The sequence below is a fragment of the Paenibacillus sp. FSL M7-0420 genome, from assembly GCF_038002345.1.
Lineage (GTDB): Bacteria > Bacillota > Bacilli > Paenibacillales > Paenibacillaceae > Paenibacillus_AQ.
Genome location: NZ_JBBOCJ010000001.1, coordinates 5,963,546 through 5,983,544 on the forward strand (window position 1 = coordinate 5,963,546; position 19,999 = coordinate 5,983,544).

Here is a 19,999-nt window from a genome sequence, read left to right on the forward strand (position 1 = left end):
ATGTGGTATTTGTCAGCTCGATTAAATTCATTTTCACATCTAAGAATCGTACGTTCATACTTATCAGAGTGATTATTCACTCCTTTCTAGATTTAATGAGGATTTTTTTGGGGTACTGACAATCCCTTTTTGTTGACTTCCAACTCTATTCAGGTTACAATGGCTTCATAAAGTAAAATTAAAATGCCCCATCTATGCAATTAAGCTGAAAATAAATATTTGAACCCACTATACTCTACTTTTCTTTGAAAAGTCAAGAGTGTTTTTCATGCTCTTTTTTTGGTGTTTATGCCTACTTCAAGCGTACTCCCCACCCTCAGTCACCAAAGACGCTCCTCAATTCGTTGTATCGCCCTTCTCTTGCTCCACCAACAATTCCCTTGATCATAAGATTAAAAGGCGCTGAACTACATATGAATCGTTCTTAGCTCTATGTTTGCACTTCATCACCCTCTGACCACTCGTCGTTCAAGAGAAACCTTCAATACTATGAAAGCTAACTTATTTATAATTGCTTTCAAAGATTTCTTTTTACCAATTGTTTATAATCTTGTCAAAGGAGGATTCTTAATGATCTCTGATAAGGAACTGACTGATATGCAGGTAATCAAGAGCAGAGATGGAGTTTTTATTCCAAAAGATTTCTGTTTAGTATCGTTGTTGAATTATTATCAAAGTAACAGCCCACTTAAAGATGAAGAGTACAACGCCATTTCAGATTTCCTTTTCCACTTGGAGCTTGATTTGGGCATCTGTGATGGAACGAATCCAAAATACTTAAAACAAAGAGTTGTCAGCAAGGACTAGATTTCTGTGCCTGTACAACACGTATCATAATGAATATTTCACCTTACATAGATTGGAGTGATTAAAATGAACAAAATCGTGGTCTCAGTAAAAGCGGCACCTAACTTTATGTTGTTACTGGAGTTTGAAGGGAAGGAATACAGAGTGTTTGATTTTAAGGCATATGCTGAAACTAAATCAGGCTTTCCATTAGAAATCATTAAGAATCGCGTTCTTTTTGAAAGTGTCAGAATAGATGGAACTGGAACTATAAGTTGGGACAATGATTTCGACATTGATGTTGAATTTTTGTACAACAATAGTATTGCTAAGTCAGATTCAGATTTTGATTGAGTCGCAGCTTTAGTGGATTCGGTAATACCCCATCCTCAGCACCAAAGCCGCTCCCTAAACATTTTAACGACTTCTCCTTTCTCCCTCAATTCCTTGCCTAAGAGATTCAAGAGTTGCTCCAATACATTTAAATCGCTCGGTCTTAATCCCATGTTCACACTTCCATAGTACTACCGCTACAGTTGTCGCTGTCTTATTACTATTCGGATATTCTCAGAAGGTGTAAATGACAGATGCTTCACGAAATCCTCTGATGAAAAACCCAAATGCGAACATCTATCACGAAAGTGATTTTTAATATTGCAAATCGACAAACATGAAATCAGCCATTGGTGCTCCCTATATTTAAATAAGGACTACTTGTTTTAAAATTGCACTATTTTAGCGGTAATCGGTGAATGGATTCGTCAAAAAAATAGTTAATATCGACAACTGTGCAGTCTTTCAGTACGTCGCCAATTGCGTACTTTTTCGCCTTATCGATCGGCATAGTCGAGAAAGCAAGTCGAAATTCTTTTTGGTATTTAAAATAATTTTCCTTCCAAAAAGCCAAGCCTATATTTCCTTCAATAAATTGTTCTAATTGTTCTTTGTACATGACCCCCGCAGAATAATCAACGTATCGAACTGCTTTTATTTCTCCGTAATGCTCATCTGGTATTGTTGCAGCCACAAGATGTGGAAAATCGTTCGGCAGAATGACTGCGCTTTTCCCAAAATTATCGATGATATTTTGTTTCTCTACTTCGGGAAGGCTTAGTTTTACATATGCATACTCTTCGTCTACGTGGACAACTTCAAAGTCATCTTTCGTGAAAGCTGTAAAGCAGAATACTGGAACGTATCCAGCATCAGGATGGCGAAGTATAATACCTTTTTTACCAAACTCAGCTACTACCTCACCTGTACGGTTATCAACGACACTTAAGTTCTCTAATTGACCTACTGCCGCACCTTCAAGCCTATCGCCTTGTCCACGTACCTGCTCGCGTTCTTCTTGTTCGATGAAACTTTTCAACGGTTGCATAAAAAGATTGCCGTCTTTCAGATCTTGAACGTACTCTGGTTTAGTGAATTTAACGAAATAATAAACCTGCTTGTCCTGCATTACTTCCAACTCATTTAAACGCATATGCTTCCCCCTATCCTATTGTAATCCAACAGAAGTTTACGCCTCTTTTAGTGTGTCACTAAGAGATGCGACGTCAGATATTCTTCGGCAACATAACTGATCTATCTTGCTTTCTTTTAACACTTGGAACCAGAAAAATTACATCACAGCTGATGAAATCCGCCGCCATTCTATTCAAACACATTTTGGTCGCTTCGCCTCTAGATGCTTCGCTTGTAGGCATCACCCAAAGCTTTTCGAGGATATTTAAGACGCTGCTATAGGTTAAATGACAAAGAGTAATCCCCCCCCCTGCAAAAGTGACGGATTACTCTAAGTGGTTTACTCCTGAAAAACATGAACAAAAAGAAATAATCAGCCCACCCTCAGAAAGTAACAGATTACTCTTTGTGTCCAAAAACAAGGGATAACAAGAAAAAGAATAGCACAAAATCTCTATAATGCAAGTTTTTCCAAAATAAAAATATACACTTCTCCACAGCCATTCCACATGATGTAAACGCCGTTGTATCCTCCAAGGGCAGATTTACCTGTACTGGCTCAATGGAGGGCATCCATCAATAATGGAATCGCTCTGAGAGTGTATTAACTATTCGTGTTTACTTGTCAACTGCATTAGACAAAAAGCAACATTTGTCCTGCTAAACATAAGTTAAATAAAAAAGCCCTCCGAAGAGAGCTTTTGTGAATATTAGTAAGTTAGTTGTTGATAGGGTCAATAAAAATTGCATTGGAGGAGGATGTGTCAAGCTGCGTCAATTGAATGGCATCCTCTTCGAATTCCCAACCATCAGCAATTAGTTGTTCCAAAACCTTTTTCTTGCCGTTTTCTTCTGTGTCTGCAACAACTACAACACCGAATTCAAGGGAGCTGTCAAGCTTCTGGCAATAATACACATTCATTATTAGGAACCCCTCTTTCAGAAATGGACTGAATACTTATTCTACCAGTTAATTATTGTAAATTCAACTCACTTGAACAATTTAAATGAGCATGCCTTTCATCCTTTAACGGTGGATCACCAACATGGTTTATGAAGGCAATTATCGTTTGAGGGCATTGGGTGCAAATGAGGCTAAAATTAAGCCATTTAATCTACAAAGTTCCACCACGTTTGTTAATCAAATTTTGAAGCGGCGAACAATCATCATGACTTTTTCTGATGTCTGTGGTGTCCATTTGAATGTATCGACGTACAGTTCGAATATCAGACCAACCGCCCATCTTCTGCAAAGAAAAAGGGTCTGCTCCATTCAAGGTCATGTTTTTAGCCCATGTGTGGCGGTAAACGTGCGCTGTCATTTTTTTGCCCACAATGCCAGCTTTCCCACCATAATACTTTAGGCGCTTGGTAAATTGATTAGCGCCAAGCGGTTCACCAAAGCAGGACATAAAAATCCTATCCGTTGTAAAGTGTTGTTTATTTTCGGAGACTAGCTGTAAAAGAAGCTTTGATGCCAGTGATGAAAAAGGAATCAAGCGCGGTTTACGGTTTTTACTTTTTTCTGCTGGTATTGTAATAAATCTAGCTTGAAAATCAATATCCATAGTTCTCAAGCTTAGTAATTCTTGAATCCGTAAGCCTGAATCCAGCATGACAACCATCGCAACATAATCTCTGAAGCCTACAAAATCTCGCTGATTAGGCTGCTTAAGTATCGCCCTTACTTCTTCATCTGTTAAACAATTAGTTAAATCAATATCTTGTTTCAGCAAGTTGATCTGATCGAATACATTGACCTCAAGTAGATTGTCCTTTCGTAATTGATTAAAGATAGCCTTCATTGTTCGCAACCTAATATTCACTGTAGTATCAGTTAATCCGATTCTTTGCTTGTCTGAATCAATGTATTTATGGTTTTCATATCTTCGTGCATCAAATCGCATATAGTTGATATGGTCACGAATATGGGATGCTGTTAGTTCGTCAATAAACTCCATTTCTGGATAGCGCTCTTGTAACCAGCTGTAAAAGTAATGGAAATGTTTGTAATAATCCTTAATCGTACGTTCTCTGAGTCCTTCTGCCCTTTTTGCATTGATAGCAAGATCAAGCGCTTGCTCAAACCCCAGCCTTGGAAATTCCTCCTTGTTCCTGCTGCCAACAGGTACTCTTCGCTCTTTCTTTTTAAGCATTAAAAAACCTCCCAAATTTGTGTTTATGCGATCAACACAAGCTTGGGAGGTCCGTAATCCGCAACCCTGAAACATCAATTCTAGGGTTGTTATTATACAAATTGATGATTGCGGATTGTTGAATTCCTCTTGCAATCCACAACCTACAACAATTATTGAACTCTGAATGAGTTACACACCGGATTATACTCTTAAACCCGTCTTAGCAAGGCTCAGCCGCCGGATTCCCTGCTTCTTCCTTCGTACGGAACGAAGACCCGCAGCCGCAGGTAACTGTGGCGTTAGGATTGTGGATGGTGAAGCCGCCGGTCATGCCGGATTCTTCGAAGTCGATCTCCAGGCCGTTGAGGTAACGGATATCGTCTTTGCTGACGACCACCTTCAGACCTGCAACGTCCATGTAGATGTCCTGCTCAGTCTCGGTATCATCGAAGCCCATCGCGTACGAGAATCCGCTGCAGCCCCCGGCGGTTACGCCCAGACGGAGAAACATATCCGGCACTTCCTGCTCTGCAAGCATAGCCTTAATTTGGCCTGCCGCTGTCTCACTAATGCTAATCATAATTACAACCTCCTTAGGGATCAATGTATTAGAATCAAGCAGCCTTCAGGCTGTACGTAATGAAATCAATGCCTTGCTTGAGAAAAAAATGAGTATGATGTATATCATTTTCATCGGCTCTTTCAATCAGTATACTCCACTATTCTTCTGCCCTCAAGTCGTAAACCGGGCGCAGGTAAGCGATTTGTCCCGGAAGACCTGCCGTTTCTGGCGGTTGCTCACCCTACGGGAGAAGTTTATAATGAGAAAAGCGATAAAATTTCGATAAATTGTCACGGAGGTTGCAGTTAACCTCTATTTATAATGCCGGCTGCTGCCGGATATGCTCAGGTACACGATTATGCGATGCAATTGCCTCGCCAACCTTCAGGAGGAACTTATATGTCTACCCTTATTACACCCCACACGGATGCCCGGATGGCGAACATCATTGAGAAGGTTCGCGGCGGAGAACGATTGAATTTGGAAGACGGCGTTTATTTATATGAGAGCAACGATCTGTTAACGATCGGGCAACTCGCTAATGAAGTCAACATGCGAAAAAACGGGAATAAAGTCTATTTTATCGAGAACATGAGTCTATATTTCACCAATGTCTGCGAATCCCGCTGTGCCTTCTGCAATTTCCGCAAGGATGAAGGCGAAGAAGGGGCTTACACCCTCTCCGGCCAGGAGATGGTGGAGTATGTACAGCAGCATATTCATCCCGGCGTGCGCGAGTTCCATATTGTAGGCGGGCATAATGATAATGTGCCCTTCCAGTACTATGTTGATTCGCTGCGTGCTCTGAACGAGCATTTCCCCGAGGTGACTCTCAAGGCTTATACAGCGGCAGAGATCGACTTCTTCACCCGCATCAGCGGACTTAGTATCCGTGAAGTGCTGGAGCAGCTGCGCGCCGCCGGACTGAAGACCCTTACCGGAGGAGGGGCAGAGATTCTGTCTGACCAGTACCGCAAAAAAATGCGCGTCGACAAAGCCAATGTCGAGGAATATCTCGAGGTGCACCGCACCGCCCATCACCTTGGCATGAAGACCCATACCACGATGCTGTACGGTTCGATTGAGTCCCGTGAAGACCGCATCCGCCATATGCTGCAAATTCGTGACCTGCAAGACGAGACCGGCGGTTTCATGGTATTCATTCCGCTGTCCATGCAGCCTAAGAACAAGAATGCGGGCATTATGCGCCGCAACTCCGCGAATGAGGATCTGAAGACCATTGCCGTCAGCCGTCTGATGCTGGACAATTTCGATCATATCAAGGCCTACTTCATTAATATCGGGCCCCAGTTGACCCAGGTTGCCTTGAACTTCGGCGCTTCCGATGTGCACGGAACGATCCTGAAGGAACGGATCAGCCACGCTGCCGGCGCGCTGACACCGGAGGGCTTGACCCGGGATGAGCTGATCTGGCTCGTGAAGGGCGCAGGACGGATTCCTGTAGAACGGGATACCTTCTATAACGAGATCAAGGTATACGAATAAGAAAAGAACAAGCTTACCTCAGCCAGTGAACGCAGAACTGCCTTGTCCATTATGTACCCGAAAGGAAGATCAGTTGGCATGAGAACCCTACTTGTCTTGGGCGGCGGCTACGGCGGTCTTGCCCTCATTCAGCAACTGCTGGATAATCATCTCCCTCCTGATGTGGAAATCATCCTGGTGGACCGGATGCCGTATCAGGGGATCAAGACCGAATATTATGCACTGGCCGCAGGCACCGCCACCGATTACCATTTGCGGATTCAATTCCCGGTGCACCCCCGCCTGACCGTACGTTACGGGCAGGTGGGTTCCATTGATCTGGAGAGCAGACTGGTCCTCCTCGATTCCGGGGAGCCGGTAGCCTATGATATCCTGGCGATTGCCCTCGGCTGTACGGATAATTACCATAACATTCCGGGTGCCGAGGAATACACCTGCAGTATTCAGAGCTTCGCCGGGACCCGGGAAACTTACCGCCGGCTGAACGATGTGAAGCCTTATGGAACCGTCAATATTGTCGGCGGGGGACTGAGCGGCGTAGAGATTGCCTCGGAGCTGAGGGAGAGCCGGCCGGATCTGAATATCTCTCTGATGGACCGGGGAGAACGTATTTTATCTTCTTTTCCGGCCAAGCTGTCCAGGTATGTCGAGGAATGGTTCAGTGAGCATCAGGTGGAGACGATTGGCGGGGTGTCGGTCTCTCATGTCGAGAAGGATGCCATCTTCAATGGCACCCAGGCTATTCCGGCGGATGTGACGGTATGGACTGCCGGTATTCAACCCGTGAAGGTCGTGCAGCAGCTGGAGCTTCCGAAGGACCGTGGAGGCAGGCTCATTGTGGGGGAATATTATAATATTGCTGAATATCCGGAGGTCTATGTGATCGGGGACTGTGCCAGCCTGCCCTTCGCCCCCAGTGCACAGGCGGCGGGTGCCCAGGGCGAGCAGGTGGGACAGATATTACAGGCGTTATGGCGGGGCGAAACCCCGAAGCTGAATAAGATTAAGCTGAAGGGAACCCTCGGTTCACTCGGCAAAAATGCCGGCTTCGGCCTGATGGGCCGCCGCTCCGTCATGGGCCGGGTTCCGCGCCTGCTGAAGAGCGGCGTCCTGTGGATGTCCAAACGCCATTTCGGCTGAACAATCCCGGCTTGAATCCGGCTTAATCAATCTCCAGACTGTCCCAGGCCTCTGCTTCTTGTATAGCGGCTGCAATCGCCTCTTCCAGAGCAGCGGGGGAATCAGCTTCTATGATCTCCCCGTCAACCATGGCGAACGGCCGGAGATAACACTCTCCGCAGTTGTTCAGACAGCCGTACTCCACTACATCATATTCAGGGTTTTGTTCCAGCTTAAGCTTGAGCGGTTCAGTGCCGTGGCCGATGTTGCTGGCACAGAATTCTATAATTGGTCTCATGATGATCTCCCTATTCTGCCGTAACCATTTTATTTTTTAACTTTTTGTACTATAATAAACATACGAAAGGAGTGATTGAGAAATGAGTGAGAATGTACAAAGCGCAACCATGTACGATGAAGTACTGGAAGTCCTTGATAAACTTCGTCCGTTCCTGCAGCGCGATGGCGGTGACGTGGAACTGATTGATGTTGAAGACGGCATCGTTAAGCTGAAGCTTATGGGTGCATGCGGCAGTTGCCCAAGCTCCACGATCACGCTTAAAGCCGGGATCGAACGCGCCCTGATTGAAGAAGTAGAAGGCGTGGAAGAAGTCGTTCAGGTATTCTAATCCCGTTTCATAAACCATCCCGGCCTCCGCTAAGAGGCCGGGATTTTTTTTTATTATAGAGGATTTCGCCTGCAGGATCAACCACTTGGCTATTCAAAAAGACCAGAAGCCGCTCCGCCAGCCATTTCTGGCTACGGGCTTCTTATGGTCTCATTAGATGATTCAACATCCCTAGGTTCAAGCTTAGAATGCCGGGATAATTGCTCCGTCATATTGCTTTTCGATGAATTCCTTCGCTTCCGGGGAAGTCAGCGCTGCTGCCAGCTTCTGAATAGCATCGGAATCCTTATTGTCAGGACGGGCTACCAGCAGGTTGGCATACGGGGAATCTCCGCCTTCAATGAACAACGCATCCTTCGTTGGAGACAGCTTGGCATCCAGTGCGAAGTTGGTGTTGATCAGCGCCAGGTCTACTTCATCCAGCTGACGGGGCAGCATGGCTGCATCCAGCTCAATGATATCCAGCTTCTTGGTGTTCTCAGTGATATCCGCTTTGGTGGAAGCAATATTCGTGTCATCCTTCAGCTTGATCAGACCGTTCTTCGCCAGCAGAATCAAGGCGCGGCCTCCGTTCGTTGCATCATTCGGAATCGCAACCTTCGCACCTTCTGCCAATTCATCAATCGATTTGATCTTTTTGGAATAGGCGCCAAATGGCTCTACATGAACAGCAGTTACAGATACGAGATCTGTGCCGTTCTTGGTGTTCTGATCATCCAGGTAAGGCTTGTGCTGGAAGAAGTTCGCATCGAGCTGCTTCTCGGCAAGCTGTGTATTGGGAAGAATATAATCTGTGAATTCTTTGATCTCCAGCTTAATGCCTTGGGCTTCAAGCAGTGGGGCAATTGCTTTGAGGATCTCCGCATGCGGTACAGGAGAAGCACCAATCACCAGGGTTACCGGGTCCGCAGCAGGCTCTGTAGTCGGCTCTGCAGCAGCCGCTTCTGTAGGTGCCGTTGTGGCAGCAGAATTCGTGGTGTTATTCGCCTTGTTGTTTCCGCAAGCGGCAAGCACCAATATCAAGGTCAGGCTGAAGAATGTAAGCAGTACTTTTTTCATCTGTAAATCCCCCTCTAATCCATATGGTTTATTGAATAAGGCTATATGTGGACTTACCTTATTTCCGTGTAAAATGTCTTACCAGCCGGTCACCGGCCATTTGCAGCAGCTGCACCAGAATCACCATCAGCGCTACCGAGATAATCATGACTTCCTTCTCATAGCGGTAATATCCGTAGCGGATCGCCAGGTCACCCAGGCCGCCGCCGCCGATCATGCCGGACATTGCGGTATACGAGACAAGGGTCACAACAGTAATGGTTACACCGGCAAGCAGACCCGGACGAGCCTCCGGCAGCAGCACGCGCATCACGATCTGCCCGGTGGACGCTCCCATGCCCTGCGCCGCTTCAATAATTCCCCGGTCAACCTCCCGCAGTGCCGTCTCCACCAGTCTGGCGAAGAAAGGCGCCGCGCCGATCACCAGTGCCGGAATCGTTCCAAGCACACCAATCGAAGTGCCCATAATGGCCTTGCTGAACGGAATCAGGGCAACCATCAGAATGATAAAAGGAACCGAACGCAGGATATTCACAACGAAGGATAATACCGAGTAAACCACCCTGATAATAACGTTATTTGACTTGCCCCATAAATATAACACAATTCCAAGCGGTAAACCAAGGATTATTGTAAATATTCCTGAAATTGCGATCATTTTGAGTGTAGCAATCGTAGCTTCCAGCATTTCTTCCCAATTGATTGTGCTAAAGTCCATTACAAAATCACCTCCACATCAAGACCTTGCGCTATGAGCTCAGTGAGCGTGGCTTCAACCGCACCCTCAGGTCCTTCGAACCGGACGATCAGCTGGCCGTAAGGAACATCCTTGATTGTAGAGATGGTGCCATGGAGAATGGCGAAGTGAACCCCGGTTCCCTGAACCACCTGTGAGAGCGTCGACCCGTAAGTCTTTTGCCCGAGAAAAGTGATTTTGACCGACTTCGTGTAACCCGGCTGCACAGCATCAATCGCTTGCCGGAGCGGTCCGTCCGACTGGGTCTCACTGCGGATGAATTCTTTGGTCACCTCATGCTTCGGCTTCAGAAAGACCTCGGCCACTTCACCCTGCTCCACAATACCGCCGCCATGGATCACGGCAACACGGTCGCAAATGCTCTGAATGACATGCATTTCATGGGTAATCAGCACGATGGTCAGATGGAATCTGCGGTTGATATCCATCAGCAGGCGCAGTATGGAGTCTGTCGTCTGCGGATCAAGCGCCGAGGTCGCCTCATCGCATAACAGAACGTCCGGATCACTCGCCAGTGCCCGGGCGATTCCGACACGCTGCTTCTGTCCGCCGGATAACTGGGCCGGGTACTTATTCCAGTGCTCCTCCAACCCTACCAGGGCGAGCAGATCCTTAACCTTTTGTTCAATCTCGTTCCTTCCGGCTCCGATCAGCCGCAGCGGAAACGCGATATTGTCATAGACTGTAGCCGATGAGAGCAGATTGAAATGCTGAAAAATCATCCCGATCTTGCGCCGCTGCTCCTGCAGCTGTCCCTGGCTGAGCGCTGTAAGCTCGACACCGTCCACCCACACCTCGCCCGCAGTCGGACGCTCCAGCAGATTAATGCAGCGGATCAGCGTGCTTTTGCCGGCCCCGGAGTGACCGATCACCCCGAAGATTTCACCCTTCTTAATCGACAGGCTCAGCGCAGAGAGTGCAGTTGCCTGCTTACTGCCCTTGCCATACACCTTGGTTATATCCTTCAATTCTATCAACCGCTGCGTCCCCCTTCTGTATTAACTTCCATCATTGCAATAAAAAGACCCCCTACGATCCATGCAGATCGCAAGAGGCCCTGTGTGTATAATGACAATGCCTTCTCATCTGCCAAATACCCCTTAACCGGCGGCATTGTAGGAATTAGCACCATGACATTTGGATGCAGCTTAAGGCTGTCTTCAAACCGGTTGCCGGGCTTCATCGGGCCTATCCCTCCGCCGCTCTCGATAAGATAATAGTATGAAGTTATATATTCCGTATCCTGTCAGAACTTAATGTATGCCTAAGTATATTCAGTTTCGAGTTTTTTGTCAAAGGTAAGTTTTTACGGACGGACATGCCCGGATTTAGGTCCTGGGGCCGCTTTGTTCTTGTGCCATTGTTCATTCCCGTACCTGTATGCGGCGGCCAGGGATTGGCATACCATCTCCAGGCTCTGCTTCAAATCCTCCAGATGGCTGTCGAGATCCTCCAGACGAATCTTGTCATGCAATCCCTGGTGACGCTGCCAGAGGTCGTCGGTCATCTCCGCGTTCATGTAATGGATCTCAGCGTTGCGCCGCTTGCGCAGATTCTCCACCGGCTCCCGGTAGGAATTCCTGATTCGCTCCAGCTCATCCGCCAGCGGATGATGCGCATGCAGCAACTGAAATTGCCTCAGCACCGTGAAATAGGAGAAATGCGTCTTCACCTTGCCTGTATTGAGATTGTACAGATTATTCAGCACCGTGCCCAGCTTGTCCAGCAGCGAGAAAACACGGATGAAGCCATCCTTGTAGAAATACACATATCTGGCGTACTCCCCCTGCTCCGTGGACGACATGTCGTCCATATAACCGGCTATCACTGACTTCCGGAAAAAGGCGGCTGCGAACCAGCTCTGCTCCAGCTCATCCAGAGAGGAGATCAGGCCGCGTGTCCAGATTTCCAGCTTGCGGTATTCATGGTCATGGTCTTCATGTGCCGCCATCTCCTTGCGCAGCACGGAGGCAGCCTTCGCCATGGACTCCATAGCTTCAGCCAGCACACCGCTGTTCACGCGGGGCGGCTCTCCAAGTAACGTCCGCAGCATATTTTGACCCTCCTTAAGTTCACTTCTACGCTAGAGGAAAATAACGGTTCCAGTTGCGGCCTACCCGCTTCGCAATATCCTCATTCGGAGCCAGCTCCTCCGGGTATCCCGGCTTCATCCGGGCATCTATAATAATCGGCAGCGTATAGCTGACGCTGCCCCGGTGTACCCCGGCCGCCGAATAGATATCATCTGCCGGATTGAAGCGGGTGAATACGGTCCACAGGAATGAGGTCTGCGTGCTTACCGCCTCTTCCGCCCGATCGACCAGCACAATCAGCGGCCAGGCGGTCTCCCTCTCCTTGAAGGCAGCCACCAGCCGCTCCGGCAGCTCCGGGTCCTCTTCATAGGATGCACCGGAAACGGCTAAACATCCTCCGCAATAAGGCACAGCGGCGGTGATTGATGGAAGCAGACCCTCTGTATAGGTCCTTGGCAGCTGACGGACCGGGCTGCCGATGCCCGCCATCACCGCCTTACTGCCATGATTCAGCTTACGTCCGGTATAATCCAGTGTATCCATGGAGGTATTGGCAAAGATCGTCAGATCCGATTGCGGATTGAAGCGCTCAAGCACCGTTTCCAGCAGCTTGGGGAAATCGGTAAGCTCCACCTGCACATTAGTCAGCAGCAGGAATTTGGTTAAGGAGAGCTGACCTTCCCCTAAGATACGAAACGCTGACACCATGTACTCGCGCGGATAGCTCTCCCTCACGACCGCTGAAGTCAGTGAATGCGAACCGGATTCGGAGTAGGACCACAGCCCTTTGACCGAAGGGATCAGCAGAGGATAGGCTGGAGCGAGCAGCCGCTGCAAATAATCCTTCAGATAATAATCCTCCTGGCGCGGCTTGCCGGTAATGGTCGCCGGGTAGATGGCATCCTTGCGGTGCCACATCCGCTGAACATGCATGACCGGGAAATCATGCTGCATGGAATAGTAGCCGGACTGGCTGCCGTACGGCCCTTCCGCTCTCCGCTCCAGCGGAGATACGCGTCCCCGGATGGAGAATTCCGCCTCAGCCGGAATCCGGTGCCCGCCCAAGGGGTCCTGCACCATAGGAAGCTTGCCGCCCAGCATCAGCGAGGCCAGCAGCAGCTCCGGAATCCGTTCCGGGACCGGAGCCACTGCTGCCGCAATCAGCGCCGGCGGCCCGCCGATGAAGACAGACACCGGCAGCGTCTCGCCGAGATGCTCTGCCTGCGAGTGATGGAAGCCGCCGCCCTTATGAATCTGCCAGTGAATACCTGTGGTGCTGTCGTCATACACCTGAATCCGGTACAATCCGAGATTATGATCCTTGGGGTTGGTGATACTCTCCGTATAGACCAGAGGAAGCGTGATGAACGCCCCGCCGTCCTTAGGCCAAGCCGTAATCCGGGGCAGCTCCTTCAGCGGGTCACTGCTGCTGCAGACACCGAGCACCGGAGCCTCTCCTTGCGGTATATTCTTGGTCCCTGCTCTCAGCAGCTCAAGCAGCACCGTTTTCTCCCGCCATAAACCGGCGGCTGAGGGCGGAACCAGCTGCTCCATCGCCGTTGTCAGCGACTTCAGCAGCTGCTCCGGTCTTGTCCCAAAGGCCTTGTTGACGCGCCGGACGGTACCGAACAGATTCGTAGCGACCGGGAACGGCGTTCCCTGCACGTTCGTGAACAGCAGTGCCGGGCCCTCCTCCTCCACCACCCGGCGGTGAATTTCGGCAAGCTCCAGATAAGGATCAACAGGGGTATCTATCACTGCCAGATCCTTATCCCTGCGGAGCTGCTCAATCCATTGTCGTAAATTACCGTATCGCACTATAGTGTTCCTCCTCAAACAGGACCTTATGCTAATCCCGTCCACCGTTGCCGTTACCTTATCACTTGCTGCCCCTGCCAGCTCCGCTTAACTGCCAGACCCTTACACTCATGTAGCACAGAACCCCGAAGAGTCCGGAGATCAGCACAATATGGGATAACGCAGCAAATATGTACAATCTTTCATTATTCAGTGTGTATACCACAGCCGCTCCGCTGAATACCTGCATCAGGCAGAGCAGAACTGCCGCCACGCCCAGAGCCCTCAGCTCAGGCAGCTCCTTATGCTTCCAGAAGGCCAGATGCCCAAGTATAGCCGTCAGCAGGAACAGAATCGCCGCCGCTATCCGGTGCACGAATACAATTCCTACTCCGCCGCTCATTTCCGGGATCCATTGTCCATTACACAGCGGCCAGCCGGAGCACCCTCCCTGGGAGCTGGTGTGGCTTACGTAGGCCCCGATGTAGACAACGATATATGAATATACTGCAGTAACCCAGGTTAAGTTGCGGAAGGCTATACGGACTTTAGGACTTCCTGTGCTGAGTTCCGCTCCCGGAGAGAATGCCCGCCTAGTCCCAAGCGCCAGCATCAGCGAACCGGCGAAAGCAATCAGCGAGAAGCCCATATGCAGGGCCATAACCGCAGCCGACTGCGACTTCACAACTGCAAGCGCTCCCATCCCGCCTTGAATGATGACGAAGATCAGGGTCAGCAGGGCATAGGCCAGCAGATCCTTACGGTGCCTGGCATAACGCCAGAAGGCAACCATGGAAGCCAGGGACAGCAGGCCAGCCAGGCCGCTGAACAAGCGGTGGGTATATTCAATCAGAGAGCCAATTGTGTAGGCCGGAATCAGCTTTCCGTGGCACAGCGGCCACTGATTTCCGCATTCCAGTCCCGAGCCGGTCTTGGTCACCACAACCCCGCCGAACAGCGCCATGAACATAATGAGACAGGTCAGATAGCTGAGCCATTTTAATTGAATTGTCGTCAATAGTATCACCCGTATTGTATAGGAATGAGTATGAAACATATAAATGCTTATATGATTAGAAAAAAAGCACCGCTTCTGCTCGGATAGGGCGAAAGCGGTGCTGCGGAATTACTTGTGAATGCTGAGATAAACGTCCAGCGCCGTATCAAGAAACTTCTCGATTTCCTCCCGGGACTTCCGGAGCTTGTTCACGAACCGGACCAGTTCCCGTCCATCGGTGTACGCAACAAAGCTTGGAATGCCCAGTATATTCTGTTCCTGGCTGACATCACCTACGGCATCGACATCCACTTCGACCAGGGTAAGACGCTCTGCATATTTCTGTTCCACATCCGGCATGAACGGATCAATGAATTTGCAATCCACACACCAATCTGCCTTGAAGACTGCCACCGTCAGACGCGGAGACTGAATTGCCACCTGGAACTGGGCAGGCGAGCTGATTTTGTCCATCAATTGACCATTCCCTTCTATCAGAGAGTTCCACACGAAGCTTGCTCTTTAAGTGAAGCAAAATGTACGGAATAAGTCAAACAATAATGACAAATCAAGACAATAGTCATATCATTATTCACCGGCACGCACACGGGCAGGCTGCAGTTTCATCAAAGGACCGAGCAGCTTGCGCAGCGGACGGGGATAACCGGCAATCTCCTGGCTGCTGAGTACGCCCAGAATAATCAGGAGAACCAGATAGACAATCACCACTGCCGCCCCAACCACCAGACAGGTAATCAGGAAGGCTAAGCGGGCCGGCATCAGATCAGTCATCAATAGGCCTGCTTCATTCAGACCATAGCCGATACCGGCCGAGGCCAGAACCGCAATGGAGAAGCCTCCCCAGCGTTTACCGAGAATGGAGAAGGGTACGATTTTTTTGAGCATCCGCAGATTCAGCAGTGTAATGACAATGAAGCACAATGCCGTAGAGCCGATAATGCCGTAGATGCCGAACCACTGGCTGAACAAGAAGTTAGAACCAAACTTCACGAGGATACCAACAAGTACATAATACATCGATATCCGCGATTTGCCCATTCCAAGCAGGATCGAGTTGGTAGTCATCATCGTAATCTGGAAAATGGTACCCAGCGTCAGCATCGCCACAATGCCGCTTCCATCGAGTGTTTTGAACAAGAGGCCATTCACAGAATAAGCAGCCACGACCAGTGAGAGCACAACCGGTGTGCCGGTCAGAATGGATACCCGCATGGCGAGTGTGACCTGACGCTGCAGGTGCTGTTCATCTTTGCGGGCGAAGGCGGCAGATATAATCGGAATCAGCGATGCACTGAGGGCGATCGATAATACCGGAGGAATCCCGGCCACACTCTGTGCCCGGCTGCCGAAGATCCCCAATGTCCACGTAGCTTCCTTCAAGCCGATTTGTCCGCTAAGCAGCGGCACAATAAAGGTAGTATCAATGAAGTTCACTACAGGCACCGTAACGGAAGACAATACAATCGGTATGGACAGCTTGAAAATATCCTTGTAAATCTTCAGCAGCGGGATACGGGCTTCACTCGATTCATATAATGCAACCTTCTCCTCGCTGCGGCGCAGCTTCATGGCATAATACAGCATCACACCGAAGGCGCCGATACTGCCGAGCACACTGCCGAAGGATGCGCCTGCTGCCATCCAGGTGTTGCTGTAGCCCTGGCGCAGCAGAATGAATGCAAGCAGAATGGCCGTGGATACCCGGGCAATCTGCTCGACAATCTGTGAGATGCCGCCGGCCATCATATTGTTACGCCCTTGGAAATACCCGCGCATCATCGCGATCGCGGGGAATAGCAGCAGCGCCGGGGCAATCGCCCGTATGGCCAATGTACTCTCGGGAACCTTGCTGGATTCCGCATAATAAGGAGCAGCTATGTAGAGCGCCACACTCATAAGCACACCAACCACAGCCGCAAAAATCAGCGCCGCCCGGTACACCTGCTGTGCTTCCTGCGGGCGGTTCAGCGCATAGCGCTCGGACACCATTTTACTAAGTGTGCTGGGAATACCGGCTGTCGCCAGAGGCAGCAGCAGCAGATATACGTTGTTGGCTTGTGTAAACGCAGCGTTACCGACTTCATTGAATAAATGCTCCAGCGGCACCCGCTGGGCAAGCCCTAGGACACGGGCCACCAGCGCGGCTGCCGCCAGAATAAGCGTGCCTTTGACAAAGGATTCTTTCTTGGTGGACAAGCTGTTTCGCCTTCTTCACAATAAATTTAATTAGCTGTTGTTAAAATTTCCCCACCTCTAAAGTGGCGAGATGAATGACATTGTTTTAAGCTTGGAATTTTGAGGGAATTAGGTTATGCTATATAAAGCGAATATATGTTCTTGTAATGGTTTTAGTTGGTCTTTTCGGTGACCACATCCATGGTTCGTTTTTCAGCTGAAACTTTGTTCTATTCTGCGGACTCATCTTCTGTTTTAACAGCAAATGGAAGGCGATTATAGTACATAGGAGGCATACTTGTGCTCAAAGCGTTCAAATATCGCTTGAAACCCACAACACAGCAGGCGGAACTATTCGCCAAAACGTTTGGTTGCGTACGCAAAGTCTATAATCTCATGCTCCATGACCGGATTGAATCATACAAAACGCATCAAGATACGGGCGAGAAAATCAAATTCCCAACACCGGCACAGTACAAGCACGAGTTTCCTTTCCTTAAAGAGGTCGATAGTCTGGCCCTCGCCAATGCGCAGCTCCATCTTAATGCCGCCTACCGCCAATTTTTCCAGCAGCCCGCCTCCGGGTTTCCCCAGTGGAAATCCCGCAAACATCCCGTCCAATCCTACACCACGAATAATCAGCACGGAACGATTGCAATTAAGGAGGGTCGTTACTTAAAGTTGCCCAAAACGGAGCCGGTGCGAATCAAATTACATCGACAGCCGCAGGGAGTCATCAAGTCTGCAACAATCTCCCTCACGGCATGCGGCAAGTATTTCGTTTCCCTGCTGTGCGAAATGAATATCCCGCCCAAACCCAAAACGGGTTCTGTAATTGGGATTGATCTCGGCCTTACGAATTTTGCGATTTCATCGGATGGAGTAAAAATACCGAATCCGAGGACTCTCTCCAAAACGGCCGTTACACTGGCAAAAGCGCAGCGCAAACTATCGCGCCGGGCGCAGCATGCGAAGAAGGACGGGCGTCCGCTTAGCGAGAGCCGCAACTACCAGAAGCAGCGGATACTGATCGCCAAGCTGCATGAAAAAGTGAGCAACCAACGAAATGATTTTCTGAACAAACTCAGCACGGATCTCATCAATAACCACGATGTAATCAGTGTGGAGTCGCTGAATGTCAAAGGGTTGGTGCGCAATCACAAACTCGCCCGGTCGCTTCATGACGTCTCGTGGTCCAGCTTTATATCCAAACTGACCTATAAAGCGGCCTGGTACGGCAAGCAAGTCGTGCAGGTGGAACGCTGGTTCCCTTCGAGTCAGCTGTGCTCAGCTTGTGGGCATAGAGGCGGGAAGAAGGCGCTCCGCATCCGGGAATGGAACTGCCCAAGTTGCGGCATACACCATGACCGTGACCTAAATGCGAGCTTGAACATTCGAGCAGAAGGGCTTCGCCTGCTGCAAGGTGCAGAAACACTTTAACAGGACAACGAACCGCAGGGACTGCGGGGATCGCTTGGGTAGCGCGTTGAGTTGGTGCGAAGGGAGGGGTTAAACCGCTCCATCCAATTGCTTAAGCGTGCAATAAATCTGACCTCCGCTCACGGGTTATGCTGCTTTGAGCAAGTGCGGGTTGTTTCCAAGAATCCGCCACCTCTACAGGTGGGGGGAGTTCACTAACGTCCGATCCAGATAAAGAAGAGGACGATCATCGCAATCTGCAGAATAATCTTGACAACTGTGCTGCTGAACAGTCCTAGCAGTGCGCCAAAGCTGACCTTCACCGCTTTGCCCGCCTTCTCGCCGGCAATCAGCTCGCCGATGAAAGCACCCAGGAAGGGGCCAATCAGCAGGCCGAACGCCGGAATCAGGAAAGGACCGGCAATCAGACCGATGGTGCTGCCGATCACGGAGGCGCGGGAGCCGCCGAACTTCTTGACGCCCCAGGCCCCGACCACGTAGTCGGCAACGAACAGAACGACAACGATCAGGGTCTGGGCAATCCAGAACCAGGGACCGAAGGAGTCGAAGGAGAAAAACCAGCCATATACGAAGAAGGCCAGATAAATCGCAAGCGCCCCCGGCAGGATCGGATATACCGCCCCCGCCAGCCCGATTGCGAACAAAGCAATGATCAGAATCCAGCCCAGAATTGTCAATTCCCTCAACTCCTTAATCTTAAGCTCGCTTGGATATGCGTCCGGCCGAGGTTCCGGCCTCTGTCAGGATGTACTTCTGAATCACTTCCGCGATCCCGTCTTCATTGTTCGTAGCTACTACCGCATCCGCTTCCTGCTTGACAGCCTCCTGGGCGTTGCCCATAGCCACCCCGAAGCCGGACTGTTGTATAGCCGCCAGATCGTTGAGGCTGTCGCCTACGGCAACAACCTGGGACATGTTAATGCCCAGCAGCTTGCATACTTCAAGTATGCCTGATGCCTTATTGACGCCAAGCGGATTAATCTCCAGGTTGAACGGCGAGGAGTTGGTGATCTCAAGCCCGCCCAGCTCCTGCAGGCGCATCAGCAGCTTATGGCGGATATCGTTATCTTCGGTAGAATAGCCGAATTTCAGCCATTCCCTGCTGTCAATCTCCCCGTCCCAGCTATCCCGGTTGTACACTTCATCTACGGAGTAGGCCCAGAACCAGATGTCGAATTCCTCAGCGATTGTGTGCATCTCCCGGACCAGCTCCACATCCATCAGGGACCGGCGATACAGCTCATGAGGCGCACGCCAGACTTCACTTCCGTTGACCATGATCATCGGAGTGTTCAGGCCAAGCTGTTCAGCATACGGCATCGCACTGCGCGAGGAGCGTCCGGTAGACAAGCAGACATGTACGCCGGCCTCCATCGCTTTTTTGATCCATTCCACCGTAAGCGGCGTAATCTTCTGTTCGTCGTTCAGTAGGGTTCCATCCATATCCAAGGCTAGCAGGCGGTATTTGGCAGTCATTTGCCACCCCTCCATTCTTGGTTGCTCTTTCGTTTGA

21 protein-coding genes and 1 riboswitch are annotated in these 19,999 nt (G+C 49.7%); of the genes, 6 read left to right on the top strand and 15 right to left on the bottom strand.

Going from position 1 to position 19,999, the window contains the following annotated elements:
• The first annotated feature begins 570 nt into the window (after positions 1-570).
• Both MKX51_RS25425 and MKX51_RS25430 read left to right on the top strand, forming a co-directional pair.
• Positions 571-807: a hypothetical protein gene (locus MKX51_RS25425; protein WP_340994339.1), complete on the top strand. Its 237-nt coding sequence runs from the start codon at positions 571-573 to the stop codon at positions 805-807.
• 66 nt (positions 808-873) lie between these two features.
• Complete coding sequence (locus MKX51_RS25430; RefSeq protein WP_340994340.1) at positions 874-1,140, top strand: DUF2442 domain-containing protein; 267 nt, start codon at positions 874-876, stop codon at positions 1,138-1,140.
• A 376-nt stretch (positions 1,141-1,516) separates the two neighbouring features.
• Here the strand turns inward: MKX51_RS25430 and MKX51_RS25435 are convergent, their stop codons facing one another.
• The 4 genes from MKX51_RS25435 to MKX51_RS25450 form a co-directional block, all read right to left on the bottom strand.
• The gene (locus tag MKX51_RS25435; RefSeq protein ID WP_340994341.1) at positions 1,517-2,272 is read right to left on the bottom strand and encodes a hypothetical protein; all 756 of its coding nucleotides are present in this window, start codon (positions 2,270-2,272) and stop codon (positions 1,517-1,519) included.
• A gap of 699 nt (positions 2,273-2,971) precedes the next feature.
• Entirely contained in the window at positions 2,972-3,175 is a 204-nt protein-coding gene (locus MKX51_RS25440) for a hypothetical protein (protein WP_340994342.1), read from the bottom strand.
• Positions 3,176-3,368: 193 nt separating this feature from the next.
• On the bottom strand, positions 3,369-4,409 hold the full coding sequence (locus MKX51_RS25445; RefSeq protein ID WP_340994343.1) for a tyrosine-type recombinase/integrase: 1,041 nt from the start codon (positions 4,407-4,409) through the stop codon (positions 3,369-3,371).
• A gap of 202 nt (positions 4,410-4,611) precedes the next feature.
• On the bottom strand, positions 4,612-4,971 hold the full coding sequence (locus MKX51_RS25450; protein WP_340994344.1) for a HesB/IscA family protein: 360 nt from the start codon (positions 4,969-4,971) through the stop codon (positions 4,612-4,614).
• A gap of 381 nt (positions 4,972-5,352) precedes the next feature.
• Here MKX51_RS25450 and mqnE point away from each other — a divergent pair, with 381 nt between their 5' ends.
• A complete protein-coding gene (mqnE, locus tag MKX51_RS25455) occupies positions 5,353-6,459 on the top strand; it encodes an aminofutalosine synthase MqnE (protein ID WP_209875907.1) in 1,107 nt (368 codons plus the stop codon).
• A 78-nt stretch (positions 6,460-6,537) separates the two neighbouring features.
• Positions 6,538-7,599, top strand: coding sequence for an NAD(P)/FAD-dependent oxidoreductase (locus tag MKX51_RS25460; RefSeq protein WP_036722010.1), 1,062 nt, complete (start codon positions 6,538-6,540; stop codon positions 7,597-7,599).
• Positions 7,600-7,621: 22 nt separating this feature from the next.
• On the opposite strand, the gene MKX51_RS25465 is transcribed toward MKX51_RS25460, so the two are convergent.
• The gene (locus tag MKX51_RS25465; protein WP_340938300.1) at positions 7,622-7,876 is read right to left on the bottom strand and encodes a YuzB family protein; all 255 of its coding nucleotides are present in this window, start codon (positions 7,874-7,876) and stop codon (positions 7,622-7,624) included.
• An 82-nt stretch (positions 7,877-7,958) separates the two neighbouring features.
• Between MKX51_RS25465 and MKX51_RS25470 the strand changes: the two genes are divergently transcribed.
• On the top strand, positions 7,959-8,207 hold the full coding sequence (locus MKX51_RS25470) for a NifU family protein (protein WP_036701687.1): 249 nt from the start codon (positions 7,959-7,961) through the stop codon (positions 8,205-8,207).
• A 183-nt stretch (positions 8,208-8,390) separates the two neighbouring features.
• Here the strand turns inward: MKX51_RS25470 and MKX51_RS25475 are convergent, their stop codons facing one another.
• The 8 genes from MKX51_RS25475 to MKX51_RS25510 all read right to left on the bottom strand — a co-directional run bounded on the left by MKX51_RS25475 (position 8,391) and on the right by MKX51_RS25510 (position 17,067).
• Positions 8,391-9,266 (bottom strand): MetQ/NlpA family ABC transporter substrate-binding protein, encoded by an 876-nt coding sequence (locus tag MKX51_RS25475; RefSeq protein ID WP_340938298.1) that lies wholly within the window; start codon positions 9,264-9,266, stop codon positions 8,391-8,393.
• A gap of 58 nt (positions 9,267-9,324) precedes the next feature.
• Positions 9,325-9,984, bottom strand: a complete 660-nt coding sequence (locus MKX51_RS25480) for a methionine ABC transporter permease (protein ID WP_340938296.1) — start codon at positions 9,982-9,984, stop codon at positions 9,325-9,327.
• Positions 9,984-11,000, bottom strand: a complete 1,017-nt coding sequence (locus MKX51_RS25485) for a methionine ABC transporter ATP-binding protein (protein WP_340938294.1) — start codon at positions 10,998-11,000, stop codon at positions 9,984-9,986. Before MKX51_RS25485 ends, MKX51_RS25480 begins: the two co-directional genes overlap by 1 nt.
• A 102-nt stretch (positions 11,001-11,102) precedes the next feature.
• Positions 11,103-11,238: riboswitch (SAM riboswitch) on the bottom strand.
• A gap of 91 nt (positions 11,239-11,329) precedes the next feature.
• Positions 11,330-12,076, bottom strand: coding sequence for a Cthe_2314 family HEPN domain-containing protein (locus tag MKX51_RS25490; RefSeq protein ID WP_340938291.1), 747 nt, complete (start codon positions 12,074-12,076; stop codon positions 11,330-11,332).
• Positions 12,077-12,101: 25 nt separating this feature from the next.
• The gene (locus MKX51_RS25495; RefSeq protein ID WP_340994345.1) at positions 12,102-13,874 is read right to left on the bottom strand and encodes a UbiD family decarboxylase; all 1,773 of its coding nucleotides are present in this window, start codon (positions 13,872-13,874) and stop codon (positions 12,102-12,104) included.
• A gap of 61 nt (positions 13,875-13,935) precedes the next feature.
• The gene (locus MKX51_RS25500) at positions 13,936-14,871 is read right to left on the bottom strand and encodes a COX15/CtaA family protein (RefSeq protein WP_340994346.1); all 936 of its coding nucleotides are present in this window, start codon (positions 14,869-14,871) and stop codon (positions 13,936-13,938) included.
• A gap of 108 nt (positions 14,872-14,979) precedes the next feature.
• Positions 14,980-15,324: a thioredoxin family protein gene (locus tag MKX51_RS25505; RefSeq protein WP_036722030.1), complete on the bottom strand. Its 345-nt coding sequence runs from the start codon at positions 15,322-15,324 to the stop codon at positions 14,980-14,982.
• 114 nt (positions 15,325-15,438) lie between these two features.
• The gene (locus MKX51_RS25510) at positions 15,439-17,067 is read right to left on the bottom strand and encodes a putative polysaccharide biosynthesis protein (RefSeq protein WP_209875896.1); all 1,629 of its coding nucleotides are present in this window, start codon (positions 17,065-17,067) and stop codon (positions 15,439-15,441) included.
• Positions 17,068-17,346: 279 nt separating this feature from the next.
• Here MKX51_RS25510 and tnpB point away from each other — a divergent pair, with 279 nt between their 5' ends.
• Positions 17,347-18,486 (top strand): IS200/IS605 family element RNA-guided endonuclease TnpB, encoded by a 1,140-nt coding sequence (gene tnpB, locus MKX51_RS25515; protein ID WP_445322034.1) that lies wholly within the window; start codon positions 17,347-17,349, stop codon positions 18,484-18,486.
• Positions 18,487-18,680: 194 nt separating this feature from the next.
• Here the strand turns inward: tnpB and MKX51_RS25520 are convergent, their stop codons facing one another.
• Both MKX51_RS25520 and MKX51_RS25525 read right to left on the bottom strand, forming a co-directional pair.
• On the bottom strand, positions 18,681-19,163 hold the full coding sequence (locus tag MKX51_RS25520) for a DUF456 domain-containing protein (protein WP_340994347.1): 483 nt from the start codon (positions 19,161-19,163) through the stop codon (positions 18,681-18,683).
• Between the two features lie 19 nt (positions 19,164-19,182).
• On the bottom strand, positions 19,183-19,962 hold the full coding sequence (locus MKX51_RS25525; protein ID WP_340994348.1) for a Cof-type HAD-IIB family hydrolase: 780 nt from the start codon (positions 19,960-19,962) through the stop codon (positions 19,183-19,185).
• Between the last annotated feature and the right edge of the window lie 37 nt (positions 19,963-19,999).